The following is a 17,013-nucleotide window of genomic DNA, read 5'->3' on the forward strand; positions in this document are numbered from 1 at the left end:
TCGAATCATCTAAATAATGGCAGGTCTACTTGGATTCGAACCAAGGATGACGGAATCAGAATCCGTTGCCTTACCGCTTGGCGATAGACCTGCTAAACATTCACTTGAAGCACTTTGGTGCGGAGAGAGGGACTTGAACCCTCACGTCCGTTAGGACACTAGCACCTGAAGCTAGCGCGTCTACCAATTCCGCCATCACCGCGATGTTGGATCAAGTGATTGTAAATGTATGGTGGCTACAACGGGATTTGAACCTGTGACCCCATCATTATGAGTGATGTGCTCTAACCAGCTGAGCTATGTAGCCATCAATTATGGTGCGGAAGGAGAGACTTGAACTCTCACACCTTGCGGCGCCAGAACCTAAATCTGGTGCGTCTACCAATTTCGCCACTTCCGCAAATTTCATAGATAACCCGACTGAGTAGATATCGAATCATCGTTGTAAATGGCAGGTCTACCTGGATTCGAACCAGGGAATGGCGGCATCAAAAGCCGCTGCCTTACCGCTTGGCGATAGACCTACAGCAGATAGTTTTCACTATCTAAATCATGGTGCGGAAAGAGAGACTTGAACTCTCACACCTTGCGGCGCCAGAACCTAAATCTGGTGCGTCTACCAATTTCGCCATTTCCGCAAATTTCATAGATAACCCGACTGAGTAGATATCGAATCATCGTTGTAAGTGGCAGGTCTACCTGGATTCGAACCAGGGAATGGCGGCATCAAAAGCCGCTGCCTTACCGCTTGGCGATAGACCTACAGCAGATAGTTTTCACTATCTAAATTATGGTGCGGAAAGAGAGACTTGAACTCTCACACCTTGCGGCGCCAGAACCTAAATCTGGTGCGTCTACCAATTTCGCCATTTCCGCATTGTTTTCCTAAAAGCTCTCAAAAAAGCGCTTAGGAAATGGTGGCTACGACGGGATTTGAACCTGTGACCCCATCATTATGAGTGATGTGCTCTAACCAGCTGAGCTACGTAGCCATGTTTTTAGAGCGAGACACTATATTACAATCTTGCTCTGAGTTCCAATACTTTTTACATATTGAAATTTAACAATTAAGTGGCAGGTCTACCTGGATTCGAACCAGGGGATGGCGGCATCAAAAGCCGCTGCCTTACCGCTTGGCGATAGACCTACAGCTGATAGCTATCACTATCTAAATATGGTGCGGAAAGAGAGACTTGAACTCTCACACCTTGCGGCGCCAGAACCTAAATCTGGTGCGTCTACCAATTTCGCCATTTCCGCATTATTTCCTAAAAGCTCTTAAAAAAGCGCTTAGGAAATGGTGGCTACAACGGGATTTGAACCTGTGACCCCATCATTATGAGTGATGTGCTCTAACCAGCTGAGCTATGTAGCCATTCCTAATTTCGTTCTCGTCGTTAAGTTGCCTTGTCGCTGAGAACGGAGCGCATTATGCGGATATGACCGAGGAGCGTCAACAGTTTTTTTGAATAAATTCCGCAAAAATGACTGTTCGGGTTTTTTTTAAGCAAAGAGGCGTGTTTGTGATCAAAAACTGCTAATAAAACAACAGATTCATTCTGCTACTTTCTTTGGAATGGGGGGGCTTTCTAGCGACGCAAAATAAAAAAGCCAACCGGATGGTTGGCTTTTAAGCAATAAGAATCGGTGTGAATTACACGTTGAAGCGGAAATGCACTACATCGCCATCTTTTACGATGTATTCTTTCCCTTCTAGACGCCATTTACCTGCTTCTTTCGCGCCAGTTTCACCACGGAACTGGATGAAGTCGTCATAGGCGATCACTTCAGCACGGATAAAGCCACGTTCAAAGTCGGTGTGGATTTTACCTGCCGCTTGAGGTGCAGTGGCTCCAACAGGAACAGTCCATGCGCGAACTTCTTTTACGCCCGCAGTGAAGTAAGTCTGTAGGTTAAGAAGATCATAACCAGAACGAATTACACGGTTAAGGCCTGGTTCTTCGATACCAAGATCCGCTAGGAATTCGTCACGTTCGTCATCTTCTAGTTCTGCCATTTCAGCTTCAATTGCCGCGCAAACAGGAACTACAACCGCATTTTCTTTTTCCGCGTGTGCACGCACAGCATCAAGATATGGGTTGTTTTCAAAACCATCTTCATTCACGTTAGCGATGTACATGGTTGGTTTTAGCGTTAGGAAGTTTAGGTAACCGACTGCTGCAGCTTCGTCTTTAGAAAGTTCAACAGAACGAGCAGAACCGCCTTCAGTCAGTACTGGTAGCAGTTTTTCTAGTACAGTTAGCTCAAATTTTGCGTCTTTGTCGCCGCCTTTAGCGCGTTTAGCTTGGCGTTGAATCGCGCGTTCACAGCTGTCTAAGTCTGCTAAAGCAAGTTCCAAGTTGATGACTTCGATGTCTTCAATTGGCGATACTTTACCTGCAACGTGAACGATGTTTTCGTTCTCGAAACAGCGAACAACGTGACCGATCGCGTCAGTTTCACGGATGTTAGCTAGGAATTTGTTACCTAGGCCTTCACCTTTAGATGCACCAGCAACTAGGCCTGCGATGTCCACAAATTCCATTGTGGTTGGCAGAACACGCTCTGGATTAACAATTTCAGATAGTGCGTCTAGACGCAAATCTGGAACAGGTACAACACCTGTATTTGGCTCAATAGTACAAAACGGGAAGTTAGCCGCTTCGATACCTGCTTTGGTAAGTGCATTAAAAAGAGTCGATTTACCTACGTTTGGTAAACCCACAATGCCACATTTAAAACCCATGACTATAACCTTATTCAGCTTTGAACGTGTGTAAGCGGTTTTGTGCTTTCGTTAGACCATCTTTCAGCAAGATGTCGAGGCAGCGAACGGATTCATCTACCACGGCATTTAAACACTCCTGCTCATTGGCGGGAGCTTTGCCTAACACATAGCCTGCTACTTTGTCTTTATGTCCGGGATGACCAATGCCAATCCGCAGACGGTAAAATTCTTTGTTGTTACCCAGTTTGGCAATGGTGTCTTTTAAACCGTTATGGCCACCATGACCGCCCCCTTTCTTGAATTTAGCCACTCCCGGCGGAAGATCCAGTTCATCATGGGCGACCATGATTTCTTCAGGAGCGATCTGGTAAAACTTCGCTAACGCTGCAATCGCCTTACCAGATAGATTCATGTAGGTGGTTGGAATCAGTAAACGTAGATCTTCACCATTTTTCATGATGCGTGCTGTTAAGCCAAAGAATTTAGGCTCATTTTTTAGCATGACATTGTTCATGCGAGCCAATTCTTCCACGACCCAAGCGCCAGCATTATGGCGAGTTCGCTCATATTCCGCTCCCGGATTACCTAATCCGACGAGCAATTTTATTGGTTGACTCAAGGCGTTATCCCTTCGTAAACAGAAAAGCGCAGTATGATAGCACAGAAATAGTGCCAAGGGCGATAGAGTGCGGTGTTGAGCGCAATGCATAAAAAAACGCCCTATCCGAAGATAAGGCGTTTTTTAGCAATCTGGGCCAATAATTATTGGTTGAACATTGCTGAGATTGACTCTTCGTTGCTGATACGGCGAATTGCTTCAGCCAGCATAGTCGAAAGAGTTAATTGACTAACTTTGCCTGTTGCAGCCATCTCTTTGCTTAGCGTGATTGAGTCAGTGACGATCACTTGGTCTAGTACAGAGTTTTTGATGTTTTTCGCTGCATTGCCTGAGAAAACAGCATGGGTCGCGTAAGCAAACACACGTTTTGCGCCACGTTCTTTTAACGCTTCTGCTGCTTTACAAAGAGTACCACCCGTATCGATCATATCGTCAACGATGATGCAATCACGACCTTCAACGTCACCGATAAGGTTCATTACTTCTGACACGTTCGCGCGAGGACGACGTTTGTCAACAATCGCAATGTCTACATCGCCAAGGGCTTTAGCCGTTGCACGTGCACGTACAACACCGCCTAGGTCAGGAGATACAACCACTGGATCTTCTAGATCGCGTGCTTTCATATCTTCTAGTAGGACAGGAGTACCGAAAATGTTGTCTACTGGAACATCAAAGAAGCCTTGAATCTGTTCAGCATGAAGGTCGATGGTAAGAACGCGGTCAACACCAACGTTAGAAAGGAAGTCTGCAACAACTTTTGCAGTAATTGGCACACGGGCAGAACGTACGCGGCGGTCTTGACGAGCATAACCAAAGTAAGGGATGACAGCAGTAATACGGCCTGCTGAAGCTCGGCGCATTGCGTCAATCATCACCACCAATTCCATTAGGTTATCATTGGTTGGTGCGCAGGTTGATTGGATGATAAATACATCGCTACCGCGTACATTTTCATTAATTTGTACTGCAACTTCACCATCGGAGAAACGGGAAACAGTTGCATCACCAAGGGAAATGTAGAGACGTTCAGCAATACGTTGGGCTAGTTCAGGTGTGGCGTTACCAGCAAATAGCTTCATATCAGGCACGGTGGAAACCTCAGGGTTGCGTCCAGTTTTTAAATAGAAAGGGTCTGGGCTGCTTTGTAAACAGCCAATGTCTCTTTAAGCGGGGAAATATTGCGCCCTTGGGCAACAAACGCTGAGACATTATCAACAAGTTCGGCAAGGACAGCATTTGCTTCTTGCTTACTGGAAAACTCGGCAAAAACGCAAGATCCCGTCCCGGTCAATCTTGACGGCGCGTATTGTAGCAGCCATGAAAGTTTCTTATCAACCTCTGGGTACAGTAAACGGACAATTTTTTCGCAATCGTTTTCGTAATAAGTGTCAAGAAGTGTTGTCAAATCTCGCTTCGGCGTGTTTCGCGTTAAATCGGGATGCGTGAAAATATCCTTCGTTGCAATCGAAACATTTGGCCTGATCACTAAGTACCACTTCTCTTTTGGGGCAACAGGGGTTAATTGTTCACCAACACCTTCAGCAAAAGCGGCAAAGCCACGCACGAAAACGGGTACATCAGCGCCTAGAGATAAACCCAATTGCGCCAGTTCGTCATCGTTTAAATTGGTTTGCCATAGATGATTAAGGGCAACCAAAGTGGTTGCGGCATTTGACGAACCGCCACCAATACCGCCGCCCATCGGCAAAATTTTAGTGAGTTTGATGGCTGCGCCCAAACGACAACCGCTTTTTTCTTGCAGTAAACGCGCTGCCTTCCAAATCAGATTGTCTTCTAATGCCACACCTTCAATTGCTGGTGTGATGGTAATTTCACCGCTGTTATTGGCTTGAATGCTGAGCTCGTCACCGTAATCCAAAAATTGGAAAAGAGTTTGTAACTCATGATAGCCGTTCTCTTTACGGCCATTGATGTAGAGAAACAGGTTTAATTTTGCAGGTGAGGGCCAATGAGTTTCGGTGGTGATCATTGAGGCAGAGTCCATTTAGATATCACAATATTCAGTTTGGTGTTGGCTTGGGTTAGCTTAAGTTTGGTTGGCAACGCTAATGGTTTGGCATTGGTTAGTTCAACCAGATCATAAGCGTCATAAGTGACTAACCAACGTTGTGGGCCGATGGTTTTTACCAACGAAGCTAAGGTATTGTTGGTATTTAAAATGTAGTCGTCAGCATCGCTTGGTTGGCCGAGAATCCAATGCTCTAGCGGTGTGACGGGAATCAGTAATCCAGTCAGCTGTGCGATCAAAGTTTGCGCGTCTTTAGCGGTAAAAACTTGGTCATCGTAGGTTTCAACTTTGGCACCTTGTTCATTCACCGTCAGGTGTAGCACGGTTTGACCTAAGAAGTTGGTCAAGCGTAAATCCGATAAGGTTGGACTTTTCTGCCATTGAAAATTGAGTGATTGGCGCTGCTCTGGGGAAATATAGCCAAGTTTGCCGGCAAGTTTGAATTGGTCTATTTCATTGAGTCTTGCTTGATGCGCTTGCCAATCGACGTTCGCAATCGGGGTATTGGATACAGAGCTACACCCAGCTAGAACAAACAGCAAGGTAAATAGCAGTGAAAAACGTTTGGCAGCCAATCTCATTATCTTTTTCTCTTTTGTTATAGGTGGAAAGTTGAGTGTTCCGTCAGAAGAAATTAAGGTTTCAGATTAAACCGTTAAGCTTCTAAGCATGTTATTAAGCCGATTTGCTTAGGTTAACGACCACTTATTGATGGAAACTGACCAGCAGTAAACCTCTTCAATACAGAGCAGGACTCTGTTCTATTTTGGGTATAAACTATAACATTGATGTCAGAAAGTCGTGAAAACAAATTGGCTTCAGGCTTTCATTCAAACTGGGCATCAAGTAAAATTCTGCTCCTGATCAATTTTCTTACCAGAGAATCCTCTATCGATGTCTTTGCTTGCTATTGGTATTAACCACAATACAGCGTCGGTTGAATTGCGAGAAAAAGTCGCCTTCGGTCCAGAAAAACTGAAAGATGCTCTACAGCAATTATCAACCAGCTCCCACGTTAATGGTGGCGTTATTCTGTCTACTTGTAACCGTACGGAGATCTATTGTGATGTCAAATCTGCTAGCAAGAACAAGGTAATCGAGTGGCTGTCGCAATTTCATCAATTGAAGTTGGAAGATATTAAACCCAGTCTGTATGTGCATGAAGAGCAAGCTGCTATTCGTCATTTGATGCGCGTTTCTTGTGGTTTAGATTCTTTGGTATTGGGCGAGCCACAAATTCTTGGGCAAGTAAAACAAGCCTATTCAGACTCTAGAGAAAATCAGGCGGTCGATCCTGCGCTCGAAAAGCTTTTTCAAAAAGCGTTTTCGGTAGCCAAACGAGTTCGCACCGAAACGGATATCGGTGGTCATGCCGTTTCAGTTGCCTATGCTGCCTGTACGCTGGCGAAGCATATTTTTGAGTCACTCAACGATGCCACCGTATTATTGGTTGGCGCTGGCGAAACAATTGAATTGGTCGCCACACATTTAGCTGGGCATAATTGTAAACGCATGATCGTTGCTAACCGCACATTAGAGCGTGCGAAAAAGTTAGCGGATCAGTTTGGTGGAGAAGTGATTACGCTCAATGAAATCCCTGATCACTTAGCCGATGCGGACATCGTGATCAGTTCAACCGCCAGCCCATTACCGATCATTGGTAAAGGCATGGTCGAAACTGCGCTGAAAAAGCGTCGTTACCAACCTATGTTGTTGGTTGATATTGCCGTGCCGCGCGATATCGAAGCTCAAGTCGGTGATTTGAGCGATGTGTACCTCTATTCCGTTGACGATCTGCAATCGATAGTCGATAACAATCTGGAACAGCGCAGGGTGGAAGCGGTACAAGCAGAAGCGATTGTTAGTGAAGAGAGTGCCTCTTTCATGTCGTGGATGCGCTCGTTGCAAGCGGTTGATAGTATTCGCGAATATCGTCAAAGTGCTAACGATATCCGCGAAGAGCTATTACAAAAAAGTTTGCAAGCTTTGGCATCCGGTGGCGATCCAGAGAAATTGCTCATCGAACTGAGTAAAAAACTGACCAATAAACTGATTCACGCTCCAACTCGTGCTCTACAAAGTGCAGCAGAGCAGGGAGAACCCGCTAAACTAGCCGTAATCAGACAAAGTTTGGGTCTTGATGATCCTCAACAATAAAGTTAATCCGAGTTAAAGAAGAATCTATGAAAGCGTCGATTTTAGTAAAGCTTGAAACCTTAGTTGAACGTTACGAAGAAGTTCAACACCTTCTTGGTGATCCAGGAGTGATTGGCGATCAAGATAAATTCCGTGCTCTGTCCAAAGAGTATTCACAACTGGAAGAGATTACCAAGTGTTTCCAAGCTTACAAGCAAGCTCAAGAAGACTTGGCTGCCGCGCAAGAAATGGCTAATGAAGATGACGCAGAAATGCGTGAAATGGCCGAAGAAGAAGTTGCAGCAGCAAATGCATCGATTGAACAACTATCGGCTGAACTAGAAATTCTATTACTGCCAAAAGATCCTAACGATGATCGTAACTGTTTCCTTGAAATTCGTGCTGGTGCGGGTGGTGATGAAGCAGGTATTTTTGCTGGCGATTTATTCCGTATGTACAGCCGTTTTGCTGAGAAAAAAGGCTGGAATATTGAAGTGATGTCTTCAAGTGAAGCGGAACATGGCGGTTACAAAGAGATGATCGCGAAAGTCAACGGCGAAGGCGCTTACGGTGTCTTGAAGTTTGAATCAGGCGGTCACCGTGTACAACGTGTGCCTGAAACTGAATCGCAAGGTCGTGTACATACCTCTGCTTGTACTGTTGCTGTTATGCCAGAAATTCCAGAAGCGGAAATCCCAGAGATTCGCGCCGGGGATTTACGTATCGATACTTTCCGCTCATCAGGTGCGGGTGGTCAGCACGTTAACACCACTGACTCTGCTATTCGTATTACCCACTTACCAACCGGTATTGTGGTGGAATGTCAGGACGAACGTTCACAGCACAAAAACAAAGCGAAAGCGATGTCTGTACTGGCAGCGCGTATCGCTCAAGCAGAAGAAGCAAAACGTGCAGCGGCTATCTCTGATACACGTCGTAACCTTCTAGGTTCTGGCGATCGTAGCGATCGTATCCGTACTTATAACTACCCACAAGGTCGTGTTTCTGACCATCGTATCAACTTAACCGTTTACCGTTTAAGTGAAGTGATGGAAGGGGATATGCAATCTCTAATCCAACCAGTGATTCAAGAGCACCAAGCTGACCAATTGGCGGCATTGGCTGAGCAAAACTGATTTATGTCAGTGACGTTAGATGCCGCCTTAAAGGCGGCAATTTCACAGCTATCGGCAAGTGGCAGTGATTCGCCGTCTATTGATGCCGCGGTGCTGCTTTGCCATACCTTAGATAAGCCTCGTTCTTATCTGCTTACTTGGCCAGATAAAGTGCTTAGCGATGATGAACTCGCGGCTTTTGATCGTCTGATTGAGCGTCGTAAGCAGGGTGAGCCAGTCGCGTATATCGTCGGAGAACGTGAATTTTGGTCTTTACCGCTTAAGGTTTCCCCTTCAACGTTAATTCCTCGTCCGGACACCGAACGTTTGGTGGAAGTGGCGTTAGAGAAAGCAGGGGAGCAGGGCTCCATTCTTGATTTAGGTACGGGAACCGGCGCGATTGCGTTGGCACTCGCATCTGAATTACCTCATCGTGACATCGTCGGTATTGATTTACAGCCCGATGCTCAACAGCTCGCTATCAGCAATGCACAGCGATTAAACATTACCAACGTCACTTTTCTGCAAGGTAGCTGGTTTACTCCACTACAAAGCGGTACGAAGTTTGCTTTGATAGTGTCAAATCCACCGTATATTGAAAAAAATGATCCTCATTTGACGCAAGGGGATGTCCGGTTTGAACCGTTGACGGCGCTGGTGGCAGAAGAGAATGGCCTAGCTGATATCAAATACATCAGTCAAGAGGCGCGGCATTTTCTGGCAGATCAGGGCTGGCTAGCCTTTGAGCATGGTTACGATCAAGGTGATGCGGTACGCAATATCATGATGCAGCTCGGTTATCATCAAGTGACAACGGAACAAGATTACGCTGGGCAAGATCGTGTCACACTAGGGCAGTTTCAATTATAGCGAGGAACGCAATGTACGTTTTTCTTAAAAATTTACATCTACTTACCATTGGCATCAGTGTTTTTCTTTTGAGTATTCGCTACGTGTTAATGATGAGAGATTCGGCAAAGTTGCAGAACAAGTTTCTGAAAATTTTTCCGCATATTAACGATACGGTGTTATTACTGACAGGTATCGCACTGATTTACGTCACAGGTTTTGTACCATGGTCACCAGCGGCACCATGGATGATGAGTAAACTGACCTGTGTAATTGCGTATATTGCATTGGGCTTTTTTGCTCTTAAGCTGGGTCGCAATAAGATGTTACGCACGTTTGCGTTTTTTGGAGCGCTAGGTTGGTTAGCCATGGCAGGGAAAATTGCTGTGACTAAACTGCCGATGTTTTTTGGCTAAATACAGAGTATTTTGATGTTAAATTTATCCGACGATGACTTTGACGCAATGGAGCTAGTTGAGGGTGCTCTTGCACTAAACAAAGCCATTAATTCTGATACCAGAGTAGAGTGGGCGAATGGAGAATTGGCTCGTCTACTGGCTGAAGCACAACAGCGTCTTTCTGATGCTGATGGGCTGACAGAACCTCAACGTTTAGAAGCTTTCTTGCATCTGTTCTATGTTGAATGGGGTTTTGAAGGTGATCGTGAAGCTTATTTCGATTCTAATAATGCCTTTATTGATAAGGTGTTAGAACGACGTAAAGGAGTCCCTGTTAGTTTGGGCTCACTACTGCTTTATTTCGGTTCTAAACTCGGTTTTGCTTTAAAAGGCATTAATTTCCCGACTCAATTTTTGGTTCAAGTGGATTGGCCGGATGAAGCACCGAGATACATCAACCCATTTTCAGGTGAATACGTTTCGCATCATACCTTGCAGGCATGGTTGATTGGTCATAAAGGACCATTAAGCAAGCTAAAGCCAGAACATCTCCAAGAAGCGGATCATCCAACCATTATCGGACGCTGGTTAGCGTTGCTTAAAAGTGCGTTATTGCGCGAAGAGCGTTATACATTAGCACTGCGTTGTACCGATTTGGCGTTGACCTTTGTTCCTGATGACCCGTATGAAATTCGCGATCGCGGATTTATCTATCAGCAGTTAGACTGTCATCAGGTGGCTATTTCCGACTATCAATATTTTATTGAGCATTGTCCGGATGATCCCGCAGCAGAATTGTTAAAAACTCAAGTCAGTGCCTTAAGTCACTCCCATGTGACAGTGCACTAACCATTACAAGAGAGAAAAAAATGGAACAAAAAATTGTTCATGTAGGCGATATTCCTGTTGCTAACGACAAGCCGTTTACTCTGTTTGCTGGTATGAACGTATTGGAATCACGTGATCTTGCGATGCAAATCTGTGAACACTACGTGAAAGTGACCGACAAACTCGGCATCCCTTATGTATTTAAAGCATCGTTTGATAAAGCCAACCGCAGTTCTGTTCACTCTTATCGTGGTCCGGGCCTAGAAGAAGGCATGAAGATTTTCCAAGAGCTGAAAGATACTTTCGGTGTGAAAATCATCACTGACGTACATAACGAAGCGCAAGCGCAACCAGTGGCTGATGTCGTAGACGTGATCCAACTTCCTGCTTTCCTTGCTCGTCAAACTGACCTTGTTGAAGCAATGGCAAAAACAGGCGCAGTTATCAACGTGAAAAAACCTCAGTTTATGAGCCCTGGCCAAGTTGGCAACATCGTTGAAAAATTTGCTGAGTGTGGCAACGATAAAATCATTCTATGTGAACGTGGTGCATGCCATGGTTACGATAACTTGGTTGTTGATATGCTTGGTTTTGGCGTAATGAAAAAAGCGTCTAACGGTAGCCCAATCATTTTTGATGTGACTCACTCACTGCAAATGCGCGATCCATCAGGTGCTGCATCAGGTGGTCGTCGTCAACAAACGGTTGAATTGGCGAAAGCTGGCCTTGCGACTGGTATTGCTGGTCTATTTATTGAAGCGCACCCAAATCCAGATCAAGCTCGTTGTGATGGCCCATCAGCGCTACCTCTAGATAAACTAGAGCCATTCTTAGTGCAAATGAAAGCGCTGGATGACTTGGTGAAAAGCTTCGCTGAAATCGATATTCGCTAAGCACTCTGTTAAAGAATTTAAAAACCACCGCAAGGTGGTTTTTTTATGTCAAATCAACAAGATTGCTTGATAAGCGTTGGAATAAAAACATCATTCATTTGATTTATAACGTGACCTTGAATGCATAACTTTGTAACCTAATCGTTATGCGTAGTACAGGGAAGTACTTGACCATGTTTCTTTCTGGGAACCTTCCCTGCATTAACGCCTTTACAGCAGTGGATATTAAAACGTTCAAAGGTATGACAATGAAACACGGTGTGATTTTAAAAACAGCATTAAGCGCCGCCATCATGACTGTTCTGGTAGGATGTGCCAGTCAGCCAACGCACGAATGGCAGCAAGACAAAACCTATAAACTGACGATTCTACACACCAACGATCACCATGGTCGTTTTTGGCAAAACCAAGCCGGTGAATATGGGATGGCTGCACGTAAAACGTTAGTTGACCAAATCCGTCAAGATGTAGCAAAAGAAGGTGGTAGTGTTTTACTGTTCTCAGGCGGTGACATTAACACTGGCGTGCCAGAGTCTGATTTACAAGATGCAGAGCCTGATTTTAAAGGGATGAATAAAATTGGTTACGATGCCATGGCAATCGGTAACCATGAATTTGATAACCCACTGAAAGTGTTGTTGAAGCAGAAAAACTGGGCCCATTTCCCGCTGTTATCTGCCAACATCTATGACAAAAAAACCGGTAAACGCCTCTTCCAGCCATACCAAATCTTTGATGAGCAAGGGGTGAAAATTGCCGTTATCGGTTTAACCACCGAAGATACCGCTAAAATCGGTAACCCAGAATACATCAGTAACTTCGATTTCCGCGATCCAAAAGTGGAAGCGAAGAAGGTGATTGATGAGCTGAAAGAGACCGAACATCCTGATTTGATCTTCGCTGTGACTCATATGGGTCACTACCAAAACGCCCAATATGGTATTAACGCGCCGGGTGATGTGTCGCTAGCTCGTTACTTACCTAAAGGTGATCTCGATATGATCGTCGGTGGTCACTCACAGGATCCTGTCTGTATGGAAGGTCCTAACGTGATGAAGAAAAACTTCCAACCAGGCGATGCGTGTAAACCGGATTACCAAAACGGCACTTACATTGTACAGGCTCATGAATGGGGCAAATATGTAGGTCGCGCTGATTACGAATTTCGCAATGGTGAGTTGCGTATGGTGAGCTACAACCTGATTCCAGTGAACATGAAGAAAAAAGTCATGGTGAATGGTCAATCAGAGAAAGTGTATGCAACGCACCAAATTGCAGAAGACAAAGCGATGCTGGATTTCTTGCGCCCATATCAAGACAAAGGCCAAGCGCAGCTTAACGTGAAAATCGCCAAGATTAACGACAAGTTGGAAGGAGACCGTGATGTGGTGCGTTTCCATCAGACCAACTTAGGTCGTCTGATTGCCACTGCTCATATGCAACGCGCGAAAGCCGATTTTGCCATTATGAACTCAGGTGGTGTGCGTGATTCGATTGGTAAAGGTGACGTCACTTATAAAGATGTGCTTAAAGTACAACCGTTTGGCAACATCATTACCTATATCGATATGACAGGTAAAGAGGTTAAAGAGTACTTAGATACGGTTGCTACTAAGCCAGTTGACTCCGGTGCTTATCCACAATTTGCTGGGATTAGCATGACCGTAGGTAAAACGTCAGTGTCGAACGTTAAGGTTGGTGGTAAAGCTTTGGATATGAATAAGACTTATCGCTTTACCGTACCAAGCTTTAACGCGGCTGGTGGCGATGGTTATCCTAAGATCACCGACCGAGCTGGCTTTGTCACCACAGGTTTTGTTGATGCCGAAGTGCTGAAACAATTCTTAGAAGAAAACAGCCCTCTCGATGTGAATCAATTTGCCCCTAAAGGTGAGATTGTCTACAAACTTTAAGGTTGACTCTTCTGAGTAAATTGCTTTAACTAACGGGCAGTTGCAATAGCAGCTGCCTGTTTTTATTGAGACTCTACGAATCACTATAGGTTATGTCACTTATCCTGATGAGTATAAGGAAATGAGCAACCATGACCCCTGCCATCAATTTAGCAAAAAAGAAAAAAATCCCTCACACCATTCACTCATACGATCATGATCCTAGCGCCGCCAGCTATGGTGAAGAAGCTGCAGAACTGCTAGGACAAGACCCTTCTACCGTATTTAAAACCTTGTTGTTTTGTCTCAACGGTGAAGAGAAAAATCTCGCGGTTGCGGTTATTCCAGTCGATCATCGTTTGAACTTGAAATTGGCAGCAAAAGCGGCAAAGGCAAAAAAAGCCGATATGGCCAATCCAGACATCGCCCAGAAAATCACTGGTTATGTGGTGGGTGGGATCAGCCCATTAGGTCAGAAAAAAGCATTGCCAACCTTTATTCACGAAAGTGCCCTTAACTTGCCGACCATGTGCGTGAGTGCAGGTAAGCGCGGTTTGGAAATTGAATTAGCCCCTAAAGATTTGGCTGCTCTTTCTCGCGCGCAGTTTGTCAATCTGTGTATTGATTAACTGTTTGATATTAAATGTAAAAAAGGCCTCGCTATGAGGCCTTTTTGCTATTGAATAATCAATAATTACTCATTCACATCGGCTTTGTCGACGATGTGATTTTCACCTAAGTCTTTTGGTAGGAGTAGGTTCAATAGAATGGCCACGATACCACATAGGCTGACGCCTTGAAGGCTAAAGTCGCCAATACCAAATGCCATGCCGCCAATACCAAACACAAGGGTTACCGCCACAATCACCAAGTTACGTGATTTGTGTAGGTCAACGTTGTGTTTGATCAAAGAGTTCAAACCAACAGTCGCGATAGAACCGAACAGCAACATCATGATGCCGCCCATTACAGGTACTGGAATGGTTTGTAGCAATGCGCCCAATTTACCTACCAATGCAAGAACGATAGAAGTGATGGCCGCCCAAGTCATGATTACTGGGTTAAATGCACGAGTCAGTGTTACTGCACCAGTGACTTCACTATAGGTTGTATTGGGTGGAGCACCAAGGAACGTTGCCACCATGGTTGCAACCCCGTCACCAGTGATAGTGCGGTGTAAGCCTGGTTTTTTCAGGTAATCTTTGCCAGTCACGTTCGAGATAGCAATGATGTCACCAACGTGTTCCACTGCTGGTGCAATTGCCACAGGAATCATGAACAGAATTGCGTTGATGTTGAACTCTGGGTAGGTGAAGTTTGGAATCGCAAACCATGCTGCGTTTTTGACCGGGGTAAAATCCACAACACCAAAGTAGAGCGACAGTGCATAGCCAACCAAAATACCACCACAGATAGGAACTAATCTAAAGAACCCTTTGGCAAATACGTTGATGATGATGGTGGTTAATAGTGAAGCCAGAGAAATCCAAATCGCGATATTGCCGTCGATCAGCTGTGTACCGCCGTCACCGGTTTTCCCCATTGCCATGTGTACCGCTGATGGTGCCAAACCAAGGCCGATCACCATAATTACCGGACCGACAACCACTGGTGGTAGGAGTCTGTGAATAAAGCCTACGCCTTTCACTTTAATAATCGCGCCTAGGACCACATACACGAAGCCGGCAACGACGAGACCACCCATGGTAGCAGCGATACCAAAAGCTTTGGTGCCATACATGATAGGAGCGATAAAAGCGAAGGAAGAAGCGAGGAAGATAGGAACAGAGCGACGGGTAATAAGTTGGAAAAGAAGGGTGCCGACACCTGCACCGAAAAGAGCGACGTTAGGATCAAGCCCCGTAAGAAGAGGGACAAGAACCAGCGCACCAAATGCGACAAAGAGCATTTGCGCGCCCAAAATGGCGTTTTTCATCGTAGATTCCCTGATGCTATAAAAAATTCGGGGGATTCTAACACTTTTGTAATCGATTGCCAGAAGCTCAAGTAGGAAAATACTCATTTTTGCTAATAAACAAAAATTATCCTGAATAAGGGGGAGGAGATAGAGATTTTGCCTTCCTAAGTAGGTAACCGGAGGTAGGTGAAAATAGATTGAGTAAATAAAGGCAAAAAGCCGTTATTGAATAGCAAAATTGACGTTATCCTGATGCCCATCCCTTGCTCGGGCTGAGATAGTTGCTTATCATCAAGCTTCACTTATAGGGAATAATAAAAAACTTATGCGTTACTTAGCTTTGTTGTTAATGGGATTGATTTCTATCCCTGCTTCAGCGCTCACTAAAGTGGATCTTTATCAGACCGAAGTCGTTTTAGATTCTCAGCAACAAGATTCCGATGATGATGCCCGTCTACGCGGTATGGAACAGGTTATTGTTCGTGCGACCGGTAATTCTGCGTCACTTGATAATGATGTGATTCAAAAGGCATTACATCAAAATAGCCAATACCTCACTCAAATCAGTAGCAGCCAGAAAAATGGCCAACAGACCGTGAAGTTAGGTTTTAGTGCGCCGCACATTCGTTCACTGCTCACTCAAGCCCAACTGCCATTTTGGCCAGAATATCGTGCCAATTTGCTGGTATGGTTAGTCGAAGATAACAACTTCGACCGTTCGGTTATTTGGGAACATTCTGACGCGCCACTATTACAAAGTTTGCAAGCAGAGGCGCAATTGCGCGGTCTGCCTATCACCATCCCTGTTGGCGACTTTGATGACATTACAGGTATCCAAACTTCGGATCTTTGGGGTGGATTTACCGGCCCCATCGCGCAAGCCAGTCTGCGTTACCCAACCGATGGTGTGTTAGTCATTAGAGCTCAAGGCGACAGCCTTCGTTGGACCCTGTATGACCAAAATGCGCAGCAGATGGCCAACTCGACCAAAGAGCCAATTAATGGCGACGCGTCTGGCGATGAGGCCATGCAGCAATTGATTGATGCGGTGAGCCAATACTACGCCCAGAAAAACGCCGTCTTAATTGCTAGCCAGTCTTCACAATATGTGTTGGCCGATTTCTCTGGTTTGAAAAATGCACAAGATTTCTTCACCTTAGAGAAAACGTTATCTGCCCTGAGCTCCGTTGCAGCCCTTGATGTATTGAGTATTCAAGGCGATCAAGTGGAATACAAAGTCCATTTGTTGGCGACACCAACGGATTTTGAACAGGAAGTGATGCGCACTAAGCAACTGGAAGAAGTGGATATGATGGGTGTGCCAATGAGTGATATGAAAGCCAATACGGCAAGTGAAACTAGTACATCAATCGCGCCAGCGATAACGTCCCCAGTGGCAAGTGCTACGATGCAAGATGCTTTGCTAGATAACCCGCTCAGCACTACCGCCAGTGCGGCGATACCTACTGCTGACACCAATGTGATGGTCGATGGGCAAGACAGTTCTACTATGACTAAAACGGATAGCGCACCACAGATGCTTTACTTTAAGTGGTTGAACTAAAGCGTTATTTACCCTTAAGCGAATAAACAAAAAGAAGAGCC

15 protein-coding genes and 12 tRNA genes are annotated in these 17,013 nt (G+C 45.2%); 9 read left to right on the top strand and 18 right to left on the bottom strand.

What is annotated here, in order from left to right:
* Positions 1-17 precede the first annotated feature (17 nt).
* The 17 genes from OCV11_RS03960 to lolB form a co-directional block, all read right to left on the bottom strand.
* Positions 18-91, bottom strand: a tRNA-Gln gene (locus OCV11_RS03960).
* A gap of 24 nt (positions 92-115) precedes the next feature.
* Positions 116-202: transfer RNA gene (locus tag OCV11_RS03965), tRNA-Leu, on the bottom strand.
* Positions 203-230: 28 nt separating this feature from the next.
* Positions 231-307 (bottom strand) — tRNA-Met (locus OCV11_RS03970).
* A gap of 8 nt (positions 308-315) precedes the next feature.
* Positions 316-400: transfer RNA gene (locus tag OCV11_RS03975), tRNA-Leu, on the bottom strand.
* Positions 401-449: 49 nt separating this feature from the next.
* Positions 450-524 (bottom strand) — tRNA-Gln (locus OCV11_RS03980).
* Between the two features lie 29 nt (positions 525-553).
* Positions 554-638: transfer RNA gene (locus OCV11_RS03985), tRNA-Leu, on the bottom strand.
* Positions 639-687: 49 nt separating this feature from the next.
* A tRNA-Gln gene (locus OCV11_RS03990) sits at positions 688-762 on the bottom strand.
* A 29-nt stretch (positions 763-791) separates the two neighbouring features.
* Positions 792-876: transfer RNA gene (locus tag OCV11_RS03995), tRNA-Leu, on the bottom strand.
* A 39-nt stretch (positions 877-915) separates the two neighbouring features.
* Positions 916-992 (bottom strand) — tRNA-Met (locus OCV11_RS04000).
* An 80-nt stretch (positions 993-1,072) separates the two neighbouring features.
* A tRNA-Gln gene (locus tag OCV11_RS04005) sits at positions 1,073-1,147 on the bottom strand.
* Between the two features lie 28 nt (positions 1,148-1,175).
* A tRNA-Leu gene (locus OCV11_RS04010) sits at positions 1,176-1,260 on the bottom strand.
* Positions 1,261-1,298: 38 nt separating this feature from the next.
* Positions 1,299-1,375: transfer RNA gene (locus tag OCV11_RS04015), tRNA-Met, on the bottom strand.
* Positions 1,376-1,654: 279 nt separating this feature from the next.
* Complete coding sequence (ychF, locus tag OCV11_RS04020; RefSeq protein ID WP_261895135.1) at positions 1,655-2,746, bottom strand: redox-regulated ATPase YchF; 1,092 nt, start codon at positions 2,744-2,746, stop codon at positions 1,655-1,657.
* 10 nt (positions 2,747-2,756) lie between these two features.
* A complete protein-coding gene (gene pth, locus OCV11_RS04025) occupies positions 2,757-3,347 on the bottom strand; it encodes an aminoacyl-tRNA hydrolase (protein WP_261895137.1) in 591 nt (196 codons plus the stop codon).
* A 143-nt stretch (positions 3,348-3,490) separates the two neighbouring features.
* A complete protein-coding gene (locus OCV11_RS04030; protein WP_261895138.1) occupies positions 3,491-4,438 on the bottom strand; it encodes a ribose-phosphate pyrophosphokinase in 948 nt (315 codons plus the stop codon).
* Between the two features lie 29 nt (positions 4,439-4,467).
* Entirely contained in the window at positions 4,468-5,340 is an 873-nt protein-coding gene (gene ispE, locus OCV11_RS04035) for a 4-(cytidine 5'-diphospho)-2-C-methyl-D-erythritol kinase (protein ID WP_261895139.1), read from the bottom strand.
* The gene (gene lolB / locus OCV11_RS04040) at positions 5,337-5,960 is read right to left on the bottom strand and encodes a lipoprotein insertase outer membrane protein LolB (protein ID WP_261895140.1); all 624 of its coding nucleotides are present in this window, start codon (positions 5,958-5,960) and stop codon (positions 5,337-5,339) included. The genes ispE and lolB overlap by 4 nt, the downstream gene beginning before the upstream one ends.
* Before the next feature lie 313 nt (positions 5,961-6,273).
* Here lolB and hemA point away from each other — a divergent pair, with 313 nt between their 5' ends.
* The 8 genes from hemA to ybaK all read left to right on the top strand — a co-directional run bounded on the left by hemA (position 6,274) and on the right by ybaK (position 14,119).
* A complete protein-coding gene (gene hemA / locus OCV11_RS04045) occupies positions 6,274-7,536 on the top strand; it encodes a glutamyl-tRNA reductase (RefSeq protein WP_261895141.1) in 1,263 nt (420 codons plus the stop codon).
* A 26-nt stretch (positions 7,537-7,562) separates the two neighbouring features.
* Complete coding sequence (gene prfA, locus OCV11_RS04050; RefSeq protein WP_261895142.1) at positions 7,563-8,651, top strand: peptide chain release factor 1; 1,089 nt, start codon at positions 7,563-7,565, stop codon at positions 8,649-8,651.
* Between the two features lie 3 nt (positions 8,652-8,654).
* Complete coding sequence (prmC, locus tag OCV11_RS04055) at positions 8,655-9,500, top strand: peptide chain release factor N(5)-glutamine methyltransferase (protein ID WP_261895143.1); 846 nt, start codon at positions 8,655-8,657, stop codon at positions 9,498-9,500.
* Positions 9,501-9,511: 11 nt separating this feature from the next.
* A complete protein-coding gene (locus OCV11_RS04060; RefSeq protein ID WP_261895145.1) occupies positions 9,512-9,895 on the top strand; it encodes a SirB2 family protein in 384 nt (127 codons plus the stop codon).
* A 15-nt stretch (positions 9,896-9,910) separates the two neighbouring features.
* Positions 9,911-10,726 (top strand): SirB1 family protein, encoded by an 816-nt coding sequence (locus tag OCV11_RS04065; protein ID WP_261895146.1) that lies wholly within the window; start codon positions 9,911-9,913, stop codon positions 10,724-10,726.
* 20 nt (positions 10,727-10,746) lie between these two features.
* On the top strand, positions 10,747-11,598 hold the full coding sequence (gene kdsA, locus OCV11_RS04070; RefSeq protein ID WP_261895147.1) for a 3-deoxy-8-phosphooctulonate synthase: 852 nt from the start codon (positions 10,747-10,749) through the stop codon (positions 11,596-11,598).
* 248 nt (positions 11,599-11,846) lie between these two features.
* Positions 11,847-13,511: a bifunctional UDP-sugar hydrolase/5'-nucleotidase UshA gene (ushA, locus tag OCV11_RS04075; RefSeq protein WP_261895148.1), complete on the top strand. Its 1,665-nt coding sequence runs from the start codon at positions 11,847-11,849 to the stop codon at positions 13,509-13,511.
* Between the two features lie 131 nt (positions 13,512-13,642).
* Positions 13,643-14,119, top strand: a complete 477-nt coding sequence (ybaK, locus tag OCV11_RS04080; RefSeq protein ID WP_261895149.1) for a Cys-tRNA(Pro) deacylase — start codon at positions 13,643-13,645, stop codon at positions 14,117-14,119.
* Between the two features lie 65 nt (positions 14,120-14,184).
* On the opposite strand, the gene OCV11_RS04085 is transcribed toward ybaK, so the two are convergent.
* On the bottom strand, positions 14,185-15,426 hold the full coding sequence (locus tag OCV11_RS04085) for a uracil-xanthine permease family protein (RefSeq protein ID WP_261895150.1): 1,242 nt from the start codon (positions 15,424-15,426) through the stop codon (positions 14,185-14,187).
* 307 nt (positions 15,427-15,733) lie between these two features.
* Here OCV11_RS04085 and OCV11_RS04090 point away from each other — a divergent pair, with 307 nt between their 5' ends.
* On the top strand, positions 15,734-16,972 hold the full coding sequence (locus tag OCV11_RS04090; protein WP_261895151.1) for a DUF2066 domain-containing protein: 1,239 nt from the start codon (positions 15,734-15,736) through the stop codon (positions 16,970-16,972).
* The last annotated feature ends 41 nt before the right edge of the window (positions 16,973-17,013 follow it).

Origin of the sequence: Vibrio porteresiae DSM 19223 (genome assembly GCF_024347055.1) — a bacterium.
Lineage (GTDB): Bacteria > Pseudomonadota > Gammaproteobacteria > Enterobacterales > Vibrionaceae > Vibrio > Vibrio porteresiae.